Source organism: Streptomyces sp. SID14478 (assembly GCF_010548525.1).
In the GTDB taxonomy this organism is placed as follows: domain Bacteria; phylum Actinomycetota; class Actinomycetes; order Streptomycetales; family Streptomycetaceae; genus Streptomyces.
Map to the genome: position 1 here is coordinate 1 of NZ_JAAGMG010000358.1, position 2,518 is coordinate 2,518.

Consider the following 2,518-nt stretch of genomic DNA (forward strand, 5'->3'; position numbering starts at 1 on the left):
CCGGCACCCGCGCCCGCTCCGGTGCCCGCCCCGGCCCCCGCCCGCCCGCCGGTCTCGGCCGAGGACGACACCCCGGAGGACGACGACCCGGACCTGGACGAGACCGCCCTGTCCGGCCACGACCTCATCGTCCGCGAACTGGGCGCGACGGTGGTCGAGGAATTCACGAACGAGTAGGAGCCCGGCCCGCGCACCGCACCTGGAGGAAGCCACAAGCCCCGGCCCGTCGCCCCTTGGGAAGCCCGTACAAGAGCACCGGGCCCAGGCGGATAGGCTGACCGGCGTGAAGGTCCTCGTCATCGGCGGCGGCGCCCGCGAACACGCCCTGTGCCGCTCTCTGTCCCTCGACCCCGCCGTCTCTGCCCTGCACTGCGCCCCTGGCAACGCAGGCATCGCCGAGGTCGCCGAACTGCACCCCGTAGACGCCCTCGACGGCGCCGCGGTGGCGGCCCTCGCCCAGCGCCTGGAGGCCGACCTCGTCGTCGTCGGCCCCGAGGCCCCGCTGGTCGCGGGTGTCGCCGACGCCGTCCGTGCCGTCGGCATCCCGGCCTTCGGCCCGTCCGGCGAGGCCGCGCAGCTGGAGGGCTCGAAGGCGTTCGCCAAGGACGTGATGGCGGGCGCCGGCGTGCCCACCGCCCGCTCCTACGTCTGCACGACCCGGGAAGAGGTCGACCGGGCGCTCGACGCGTTCGGTGCCCCGTACGTCGTGAAGGACGACGGCCTCGCCGCGGGCAAGGGCGTCGTCGTCACCGACGACGTCGAGGCGGCCCGCGCCCACGGGTACGCCTGCGAGCGCGTCGTCATCGAGGAGTTCCTCGACGGCCCCGAGGTCTCGCTCTTCGCGATCACCGACGGCACGACGGTCGTCCCGCTCCAGCCCGCCCAGGACTTCAAGCGCGCGCTCGACGGCGACGAGGGCCCCAACACCGGCGGCATGGGCGCCTATTCGCCGCTGCCGTGGGCCGACCCGAAGCTGGTGCAGGAAGTTCTCGACACGGTGCTCCAGCCCACCGTCGACGAGATGAAGAAGCGCGGCACGACCTTCTCCGGTCTCCTCTATGCCGGTCTGGCCATCACCGGCCGCGGCGTGCGCGTCATCGAGTTCAACGCGCGCTTCGGCGACCCCGAGACCCAGGTCGTCCTGGCCCGGCTGGAGACCCCGCTGGCCGGCCTCCTGCTCGCCTCGGCGACCGGCACGCTCGCCGACCTGGAGCCGCTGCGCTGGAGCGAGGACGCGGCCGTGACCGTCGTCGTCGCCTCGCACAACTACCCGGGCACCCCGCGCACCGGCGACCCGATCACCGGGCTCGACGCGGTGGCCGCACAGGATGCCCCGCACGCGTACGTCCTGCACGCCGGGACGAAGCGCGACGGCGACAACGGGCCCGTCCTCAGCGCGGGCGGGCGGGTGCTCTCCGTCACGGCGACCGGCGCCGATCTCGGGCAGGCCCGCGAACGCGCGTACACGGCGGTGGCCCGCATCGGCCTCGACGGGTCCCAGCACCGCACGGACATCGCCGCGAAGGCCGCCGCCGAGAGCTGATCCCAGCCCTGGTCCGGACGGGTGTCACCCTCTCCCGTCCGGACGTCGCATGTCAGCCACCTTTGCCCAAAGCCATTCCATCGAGTGACCGATGGTCCATCCGGCTGACGGTGCCCCTGTGCCCAACTAGGGTGCGGCGCACGGAGTTCAGGCACCCGTGCAGCCGAACCACCGCCCGTCGGGAGCGGTCCGGGGAGCAGTCCCGGATGCGGACAGAACCAGACGGACCACCGGCATTGCGATGTCAGTGGCGGGTGCCACAGTGGGGGAGTGAGCAACGCCACCAGTGCCCCGCCGCGGATCCGTTCCCGCGGTCGGGCAGAAGGCACAGGCAGCAGGGGGTGACATCGATCGTGTCCGGTATGGGTGCGGAAGCGGGTGCGCAGGCAGCGCGCTCCCGGGCCGTCGCCGTGCTGCGCCTGCGCGGCCGGGCGACAGGCCTCGCCCTGCTGCCGGCCGCCGCGTCGGTGATCCTGCTCGCGGGCGGTGCCACCGGCCGCCTGACGGGCGGCAGTTGGGACGTCGCGCGGGTGGTTGTGTCCGCGTTCGCGGTGGTCGTGCTGCTCGCCGCAGCGGCCGTCGCGCTGGTCGTGACACGGGCCAGGCCCGCCGTCAGCCCCACGGTCCCGATCGCCGAGGAGACCGCCCCCGACCTGTACCGCCTGGTCCGCGACCTGGCCGACCGGCTCGACGTCCCGGCCCCGTCGGCGATAGCGCTCACCCCGGACTGCGACAGCTGGCTGGAGGACCGTACGCATCCGGCCCACGGCCCACCGCGCCGCCCCGCGGACGCCGACGGGAAGGCCCCGGTCGCGCCGGTCCTGGTCATCGGCTCCCCGTTCCTGTGGTGGATGCGCGTGGCCGAGCTGCGCGCCGTCCTCGCCCCGGTCGTCGCCGGTACGGGCCCTTCGGCGCACCCCGACATAGCCGCCGCCCGGCGTTTCGTGCGCGGCCTGGACGCCGCTGTCGCGGTCG

At 74.4% G+C, this 2,518-nt stretch carries 1 protein-coding gene and 2 pseudogenes; all 3 read left to right on the plus strand.

The features are described from left to right. Positions 1-177, plus strand: a pseudogene (locus G3I40_RS47065) (DNA polymerase III subunit gamma/tau); the annotation flags it as partial. 106 nt (positions 178-283) lie between these two features. Then, on the plus strand, positions 284-1,543 hold the full coding sequence (gene purD, locus G3I40_RS11825; RefSeq protein ID WP_164302117.1) for a phosphoribosylamine--glycine ligase: 1,260 nt from the start codon (positions 284-286) through the stop codon (positions 1,541-1,543). Positions 1,544-1,896: 353 nt separating this feature from the next. After that, positions 1,897-2,518 (plus strand): annotated as a pseudogene (locus tag G3I40_RS11830) (hypothetical protein); the annotation flags it as partial.